Here is a 7819-nt window from a genome sequence, read left to right on the forward strand (position 1 = left end):
ATATAACACAATGAAATTTAAATAATTTATTTTGATATTTTTATGGCTAAACTGAGAACTGTTTTCTATATTTGCAATATGCGATGCAATATTAACTAGGAATGGCAATGGCAGAGTTAAACTTAGAGCAATTACAACTTGAGCTAACGGCATTTCATGGCATAAACGATAGCCGTGCATTAAAAGCTCAACTTGAAAAAGTGCTTCTGCCATATTTTTCGTTTAAAGAGTTTTGCTTAATAAATTTCGAAGATTCAAAAGCATCCCTCGAAATGCGTACTATTAAGTACATTGAATTTGACGAAACAATATTAAAGTCAAAGATACAACAAGCGCAGTCACAGTGGTTATTTAATGAAGATAACTCACTGTTTTATAGTAATGAGTTCGTAAATAACCTAATTTTTCATGTTGATATCTCTGAACACACAACGCAGTGCTTGGTCTTTTTCGATATAAAAGAGCAGGCTAGTTTTAATGATAAATCACAAACCGCAATCAAAATCTTATTACAGCAAGTAGCGGTTCAATTAGCTGCGCAAACAAGGCTTAACCGGCAAAAGTTTCACTCAACCTCTTTACTAACAAGACTAGGCGAGTTATCTGAGTTATTTAGAGACTTTGCCAGCGAATGGTTTTGGCGTACTAATAAAGATGAGCACTTTATTAATGTTTTAACTACCGCCAGCCACAGTAACTTATACAAACGTCATTTTTTACATAAAAATTTTGATGCCATCATCACTGAGCAGGAACAAAATCAGTTAAAAAAGTGGTCGCACTTTAAACACTTGCTGGCAGAGCATGCCGAGTTTTTAGATTTTGAATTTGAAGTTAATTCGTCGCCTCCGGCCTGGGTCTCTTTGAGTGGTAAGCCACAATTTGATTCAAGCGGGAAATTTCGCGGCTATTTAGGTATTGCTAAAGATATCACTGTCAATAAAGACCGTGAGCAAGCACTACAATTAGCAAAAGAAAAAGCAGAAGAAGCAAACCAAGCAAAGTCTCAGTTTTTAACTGTGATGTCTCATGAGATCAGAACACCTATGAACGCCATTGTAGGCATGTTGGAGTTGTTAGCCGATTCAGAACTTAATGACAAGCAAACACGTTGGCTCGATTACGCAAACTCAAGCGCTGATTTATTACTTGATTTGATCAGTGATGTGCTGGATTTTTCAAAAATTGAAAGTGGCTCGATGGAGCTTGATGTTAAAGCAACAGATATAAATGCGCTGGTTAAAAATATTACTGCACAGTTTCAAGAAACCACTCAAGGCTCTAATGTATTATTTACCACAGAGATAAGCGATGGCTTACCCAACAAAATTAATATTGATGGGGTTCGGGTCGGGCAAATTCTGTTTAATATTTTAGATAATGCCTTCAAGTTTACCAAAGTAGGCACAGTCAATTTCAGAGCAGATTTTAATGATACCCATTTGTTATTTGAGATAGCAGATACTGGGCAGGGGATCTCTCAATCTCAAATAGCCAGCATTTACGATGCCTTTAAACAGCATGACTATGGTGTTAATCGACAAGTAGAAGGGATTGGCCTTGGGCTTAGCATTACCAAAAGCCTTGTTGATTTAATGAAAGGCGAGATTAGAGTAGCTAGTGCAATTAATATTGGTACTAAATTTAATATTTACATACCATACTCTATCGTCGCCGATGATCAGCAATCAATAGAGCATGAACAAACTCTTGAGCCCATGGCTATTCTTGTTACTGAAGATAACAAAACCAACCAAGTGCTAATCAAAACCTTTTTAGAAAAGCTCAATCACCATGTCACCCTTGCAGATAATGGCCAACAAGCAATCGATAAAGTACAACAGCAAAACTTCGATTTGGTTTTAATGGATATGATGATGCCAGTGATGGATGGTATTACAGCAACTAAATACATGCGTGAAGAATTAAAAATGACTTTACCCATTGTCGCCTTAACAGCCAATGCATCTCATCAAGATAAAGCCACTTGCTTAGAAGCAGGAATGAACAAAGTGCTGACAAAACCCATTCGCTTTCATGATCTAAACCGCGCACTGCGTATTTTGTTTAGCCAATAAAAAAGCCCCAAATGGGGCTTTTAAAATGAAACTCGACTTTACAACACCATTGCCGCAACCCAGCCAGCAACAAGTAGCGGAATATTAAAATGGATGAAAGTAGGTACTACTGAATCCCAAATATGGTCGTGTTGACCATCTGCATTTAGGCCAGATGTTGGGCCAAGTGTTGAGTCGGAGGCAGGGGAACCTGCATCACCTAGCGCTCCAGCAGTACCAACCAGTGCTGCAGTAGCCATAACAGAAAAGTTTAATTCCATACAAAGTGGTACAAACAGGGTGGCTATAATTGGCACTGTCGAAAACGAGCTACCAATGCCCATGGTGATTAATAGCCCAACGAGTAAAATTAATGCTGCGGCAAGTGGCTTGTTACCTTCAATCATTCCTGCAGCAGAGCTAACTAATGAAGCTACATCACCCGTTGCTTTCATCACCGAAGCAAAGCCTTGCGCCGAAATCATAATAAAGCCAATCATCGCCATCATAGCAATGCCTTTGCTAAATACATCGCCGTTTTGCTCAAGCTTTACAACACCAAATAAGGTAAATATAGCTACCCCAACAAGACCACCTAGGATCATAGAGCCGCTAATATTTTGTGCCACTAATGAACAAAGTACGGCGGTAATTCCCACTGCTAACACCTTTTTAGGCTGCTCAATGACAACCTCTTGCTGTTGCTCTGTTAGGCTGTGAGACTCGTAACTACGGCGTTTTCGATAAGATATAAACACCGCAACCAATAAACCAAATAACATCCCAATGGCTGGAATGATCATTGCCATCGGCACTTGAGTATTAACAATCTCTAGGCCATTTTCAGTGAGGTTCTTGTGTAGTATCGAGTATAAGTAAATGCCACCAAAACCATAAGGTAGCACCATGTAAGAGGTGGCTAAGCCGAAGGTTAAGATACACGCAATTGCTCGTCTATCAAGGCGTAACTTGTTAAACACCACAAGTAGAGGCGGAATTAGAATTGGGATAAAAGCTATATGTACGGGTATCAAATTTTGCGACGAGATCGCACACAGCAAAATAATACTCAATATAAGATAACTAAGCGTCGTTTCGCCTTTGTGGCTATTCTCGTTTACTTGCTTTAGTAACTTAGACGCTAAAATACGGGTTAAACCCGACTTAGAAATAGCCACCGCAAATGCACCTAACATCGCATAGCTAAGTGCTATTTCAGCGCCGCCCGATAAGCCATCATTAAATGCATTAACGGTTTGTGATAAACCAAGTCCTGCGGTCAAACCCGCAATAATTGCGCTTACCGTCATCGCCACAATGACATTAATTCGACAAAGTGTCAGGATCAGCATCAACATAACGCCGACAATTACTGCATTCATATTGTTCTCTATTTGGCTGTTTTGAGACAGTTTAACAGAACTCGTACTCGGTTTTTGCGATTTAGGTTATATGATTGCTGTTGGTAACGTACTTCGATGATTATTTGCTCAAACTCACTTAAATATGCCTCTGTTCTAGGCTTTTGCTGTTTAATTAAAGCAATATTTTGTAGTGGCGTGTTGGTATCAACTGGCTCAATGCCTTGCTTTTTTGCCCACAGGTAAAACTTAGTGATATCATCAACAAGCGGCTCTCTACTTCGAATAGGACGTTTGTTATATAAGAAATAGCTAGTAAAGATCAGTAATAATGTACCTAACACAATTAAAGGCGTTAGCCATGCTGACTTATTACCAAACAGTGAATCAAATAAATTTTGTTGTGATTCTTGGTCAAACGTAAGCACCCAGTTAGTCCATTTATAGTCGAGCTCTTCAAGATGAATTCTAAGCCAGTTTATTGCTTTAAAATGACTCCAGCGCTTTAGACCAAAGTTAAGATTGTCGTTAAAGCTTTCGTTTAAATCACCCAGTTGTGATAACGAACCGTTTAAACGCTCAGGAGCAACAACAGCGGTAGCATCAAATATGTGCCACTTTTCATCAAAGAACACTTCGACCCAAGCATGTGCATCGTATTGATAAATGTTAAGCGTAGCAGCTTTAGTTTGTTCTCCGCCTAAATAACCAGATACAACACGGGCGGGGTAACCGGCGACACGAAACATAAATGCAGCGGTGCTGGCATAGTGACCACAAAAGCCACGTTTGGTATCAAACACGAACTGGTCTAGCGTATTATCACCATACATTGGTGTAGGCGTTAATGTATAAGCAAACTGTTTCTGATTAAAGTAATCAAGAAGCGCGTTAAAGTAAGCTTGCGCATTTTCATGCTCAGCAGCCAGCTCGTTTGCCAGTGCCGTTGTTTGCGGATTGGTTGTTTTCGGTAAGCGGGTATATAAGCGTTTTTCAAAGTTATTTAGGCTCAGCGAGGCTTGGCTACTAGTTACCGCGTATTTAATGTTTTTGTTTAAGTTACCTTTACGTTTTAACAAGCCATTGTAGGTTGAGTGCACATCAGAATTAGCACTTTGCGCAAAGCCAAGCCCAAACAACCAGTTTGATGATGAGGGCTCTGCAATAACGTGATAATTAACGCTATTACTTTGAGTAATTGTACGGCGAATTGGGTTAAATTGTTGAGACTTCAAAATGTCCGATATTAGCCAATCGCTACCATTAAACTCATCATGAATAAGGCTGCGCCAGTAATAGGGGGCTTGTAGGTCTTGCCCTGGCTGTTGCTCTACCCGAAAAACCAAGTCATCAGATTCCGCTAATTTCGCAATAGAAAAGGGGTTAACTTGCTCTGATAAACCCGTTTTAGCAAGCTTTGGCCCCGGTAGCTGCCAAAACGCTGGAATTTTAGGTAAAAATAAAATCAAAAACGCCGCTATGGGTAAGGCTAGTAGTATGGTTTTAAAACTTTGTTTGTTAGCGGACTTAAAGCTTTGCGGGCTACTTAAATAGCCAAGTACCGCGAAGTTAACAATATAAAGTACACTGACTACCAAGGTTTCAAATAACCCTTGATGAAACAAATACACCGTTGAAAGGTTAAAAAACACCAGTAAACACACATTTTGATACTGTTTAACAGTTTTCGCTTGTAGCAATTTAAAACTGCTAGCAAGTAGCATCATGGATACAAATAACTTGACCGTATCGCTCACACCAACCAGAACAAATAAGGCAACTAAGCAAACCGCAGCCAAAATATTCGCCACCAATCCATTTAGTTTTTTATAAAACTTACTTAAAAAAAAGTTTAAAAAGCTTAGGCCCGCCAATATGGCTAAGAATGGAGTAAGTACTTCAGTAAACAAAAAGCCACTGGTAACAATAAACAGCAGTGATAAAACGGTATTTATAAGCGGTGTATTCATAATTAAAACTCCGCTAATGCTTGCAAGCAGGCTTTTTGATGGTTGACCCCTTGGCCTTTCGCTATGGGTTTATTGGGTAAGGTTAACGAAAACGCCATTTGTTGGTCGGTTAATTGGTTCACCAAAAAACATAACTGGCTTAATCTATGCTCATTATTGCCACTCAACATATTGAAATTAAGCGCTAACTCCTGTGATGCGTCACTGGTAAATTCTTTCGTTAATAGTTGCTGAGTTTTAGCGTAGTGTTTCCACGATACCTTATTAAGCGCTGTTCCTTGCACAAAAGGGGTAAGCTGATAAAAGTCATCATTACCGGCTTTAACTTGTGCGTTATCGCCATCGTGTTCGTCATTGTCATGGAGCTGAGTATCAAGCTTTTCAGCGGCGATAGGTTGTGGGTAAACATAAACCGTTTCGGTTGGCTCTATATAACTCCACACAGACACCAAACCAAATGGAAAGTGGCTAATGATTTTTATTCTATCAAAGCCATATGCACCACGTTCACTGCATTTTAGCGCTATTTCAACGGTCTTTTTCTCTTTACTTTGCAGTGACACAGTTTCAGATTCAAAGTTGTCATTAATCAGTTTTATAAGTTCACAGTATGATTGTGCTTGAATTTGAAAACGCGCAATAGGGGCTTTTGGCGCATAACTTTCGTTTACTGACAGGTATTTAACCGACAAACCTCTCACATTTTTATAGCCGGTGAGTATCGCAAACACCAAAACAACCACCATTAAATACGCCATGGCTAAAATCAGGTTGTTTTGATAGTTAATGCCCATTACAAAGTTTAGTAAGGCAATTAGTAAAAACTGCCCACCAAGTTTTGAGGGTAATACATAAATCGTTTTATGTTGAAGCTCAATTTCGTTGGTATTATGCTTGTTTTTTAATAACTTATTAAAAACAGACTGACGAAATTGATCAATAAAAGCAGGGCGCTTAAACATGTTTTATAAGCTTACAGGCACATGTTTAAGTGCATAGCCGCTGTCACCAGCGTTTAATCCAAGCCTGTGATCAGTCACACTAGGAAAAACAGCTTGTACATCTTCAGGCATTACAAAATCACGACCTTCAATATACGCCCATGACTTTGCAGCTCGGGCAAGCGCAATGCTGGCTCTTGGTGATAATGGGTTTACAAAATGGTTATCTTGGCGAGTAAACGCAACTAGCTCAAGGATATAATCAACCACCGAGTTGCTTATAGTTACTTTATTAATTTCTTTTTGAATAACAGCAAGTTGCTCAGGATTAATGCGCACAGGTAAGTCGTCATAATTTCGATTGTTTAAGCCTAAAATGAGGTTTTTCTCAGCGTGTTTATCAGGAAAACCTAAACTAATACGCATGAAAAAGCGGTCTAATTGTGACTCTGGTAACGGGTAAGTGCCAGATTGATGCACAGGATTTTGCGTAGCAATCACAAAAAATGGCGATGGTAGGGCGTGTTTAACCGAATCTACCGTCACTTGTTTTTCTTCCATAGCTTCTAATAGCGCACTTTGTGTTTTAGGGCCGGCACGATTAATTTCATCACCTAAAACAACTTGGCTAAATACTGGGCCTTGATGAAATGAAAAACTATGTTCTTTAGCATCAAAAATGTTTGTACCAAGAATGTCAGAAGGTAATAAATCGCTAGTGAATTGAATGCGTTGATATGACAAGCCAAGAACTGCGGCAAGTGCATGAGATAAAGTGGTTTTTCCCATGCCTGGTAAATCTTCAATTAACAGGTGGCCTTCACTAAATAAACACGTAAGGGCGAGTTTGATTTGTTGTTGTTTACCAAAAATAACCGTTGATAAGTCATCTATAATGAGTTGGATTGTCGAATTCATAAACTACTTAGTTTGTTATGGTTTCCATCAATTCTAGACGTTTCATAACAGAGTCGACTTTTTTTGCGTTGAATGGTTTAGCGATAAAACCTTTAGCACCTAATTCCCAGGTGTTTTGCACATTCTCAAGACTATTATGGCCAGAGCACATAACAACATGAGTATGAGGATGGCGGTCATTTAAGTATTCAAGAATATCCGTACCGTCAGTATTAGGTAGTTCAATATCAAGAAAGATAACGTTAGGCGACTTTTCTTCAATAACGGTTTTAGCTGATTCAAAATCTCGACTTTCTAAAATATCGTCAAAACCAAGACCAGTTAAAATTTGATTTAGATAGTCGCGGATATCTTGCATATCATCGATTATCAAAATAGGTTCTAACGGCTTCACAAATTCCATATCGTTTACATCTTATCGTTACATCTCAAGTTGATAGTTTTAATATAAGTCATGAGATAACTAAGCTCAAGAAACAAGCACTAATAAAATGAATAATATGATAAAACACTACCAAAATGTCCGATACCGTCTAGTATTGGACTTAACATACACGAAGAGTGGTCATAGC

6 protein-coding genes are annotated in these 7819 nt (G+C 38.9%); 1 reads left to right on the plus strand and 5 read right to left on the minus strand.

The window, feature by feature from the left end; all coding sequences use genetic code 11:
- Window positions 1-107 precede the first annotated feature (107 nt).
- Window positions 108-2078: a response regulator gene (locus L1D51_RS19585; RefSeq protein WP_055197144.1), complete on the plus strand. Its 1971-nt coding sequence runs from the start codon at window positions 108-110 to the stop codon at window positions 2076-2078.
- A 38-nt stretch (window positions 2079-2116) separates the two neighbouring features.
- On the opposite strand, the gene L1D51_RS19590 is transcribed toward L1D51_RS19585, so the two are convergent.
- The 5 genes from L1D51_RS19590 to L1D51_RS19610 are packed head-to-tail and all read right to left on the minus strand — an operon-like array spanning window position 2117 to window position 7650.
- Window positions 2117-3439 carry a Na+/H+ antiporter family protein gene (locus tag L1D51_RS19590; RefSeq protein WP_239964570.1) on the minus strand — a complete coding sequence of 441 codons (1323 nt, stop codon included), beginning with the start codon at window positions 3437-3439 and terminating at the stop codon, window positions 2117-2119.
- Between the two features lie 8 nt (window positions 3440-3447).
- Window positions 3448-5388 (minus strand): transglutaminase TgpA family protein, encoded by a 1941-nt coding sequence (locus L1D51_RS19595; RefSeq protein ID WP_239964571.1) that lies wholly within the window; start codon window positions 5386-5388, stop codon window positions 3448-3450.
- Between the two features lie 2 nt (window positions 5389-5390).
- Window positions 5391-6350, minus strand: coding sequence for a DUF58 domain-containing protein (locus tag L1D51_RS19600; protein ID WP_239964572.1), 960 nt, complete (start codon window positions 6348-6350; stop codon window positions 5391-5393).
- Window positions 6351-6353: 3 nt separating this feature from the next.
- Entirely contained in the window at window positions 6354-7247 is an 894-nt protein-coding gene (locus L1D51_RS19605) for an AAA family ATPase (RefSeq protein ID WP_054561477.1), read from the minus strand.
- Window positions 7248-7254: 7 nt separating this feature from the next.
- On the minus strand, window positions 7255-7650 hold the full coding sequence (locus L1D51_RS19610) for a response regulator (RefSeq protein ID WP_054561476.1): 396 nt from the start codon (window positions 7648-7650) through the stop codon (window positions 7255-7257).
- Between the last annotated feature and the right edge of the window lie 169 nt (window positions 7651-7819).

The organism is Pseudoalteromonas shioyasakiensis (assembly GCF_022398475.1).
GTDB lineage: Bacteria > Pseudomonadota > Gammaproteobacteria > Enterobacterales > Alteromonadaceae > Pseudoalteromonas.

Bases quoted from the DNA above. Each gene is read 5' to 3' on its own strand.
- L1D51_RS19585 (WP_055197144.1), top strand. From the start codon at position 108: ATGGCAGAGTTAAACTTAGAGCAATTACAACTTGAGCTAACGGCATTT.
- L1D51_RS19605 (WP_054561477.1), bottom strand. From the start codon at position 7,247: ATGAATTCGACAATCCAACTCATTATAGATGACTTATCAACGGTTATT.
- L1D51_RS19610 (WP_054561476.1), bottom strand. From the start codon at position 7,650: ATGGAATTTGTGAAGCCGTTAGAACCTATTTTGATAATCGATGATATG.
- L1D51_RS19595 (WP_239964571.1), bottom strand. From the start codon at position 5,388: ATGAATACACCGCTTATAAATACCGTTTTATCACTGCTGTTTATTGTT.
- L1D51_RS19590 (WP_239964570.1), bottom strand. From the start codon at position 3,439: ATGAATGCAGTAATTGTCGGCGTTATGTTGATGCTGATCCTGACACTT.
- L1D51_RS19600 (WP_239964572.1), bottom strand. From the start codon at position 6,350: ATGTTTAAGCGCCCTGCTTTTATTGATCAATTTCGTCAGTCTGTTTTT.